At 63.7% G+C, this 460-nt stretch carries 1 protein-coding gene; it reads left to right on the top strand.

Features of this window, described 5'->3' with window-relative positions:
- Positions 1–460 (top strand): transposase (locus QCE64_RS37865; protein WP_310009530.1); only part of this gene is annotated, 460 nt, incomplete at both ends.

Below are 460 nucleotides of genomic sequence, written 5' to 3'. Positions count from 1 at the left end.
CTGTGGGCGTATACGTCGACTCAGTTCAGCGAACTGCGCGCGGTGGTCTACGACTTCGCCGAGAGCCGCGCCGGTGCGCACGCTCGCACGTTCCTGAAGAGCTGGCACGGCAAGCTGGTATGCGATGACTACAGCGGGTACAAAGCCTCGTTCCAGCACGGCATCACTGAGATCGGATGCGCGGCTCATGCCCGGCGCAAGTTCTTTGAATTGCATGCCAACCATAGCAGCCAGGTTGCGGGGCAGGCCCTGCCGTTCTTTACCACGCTCTACGACATCGAACGCGAGGCCGCAGCACTGGATGCCGACGAACGGCGGCGGCTTCGACAGCGTCGGGCCAAGCCGGTGTGCGACGCCCTCTATGAGTGGCTGATGGCGCAGCGCAAACTCGTTGCGGAGGGCTCGGCGATTGCGAAGGCGCTGGACTACAGCCTGAAACGATGGGGCGCACTCACGCGCT

It is taken from the genome of Caballeronia sp. LZ043 (assembly GCF_031451075.1).
Classification (GTDB): domain Bacteria; phylum Pseudomonadota; class Gammaproteobacteria; order Burkholderiales; family Burkholderiaceae; genus Caballeronia.
The sequence above is the reverse complement of the archived record's forward strand: the minus strand, read 5'-3'. Positions and strand labels throughout refer to the sequence as shown.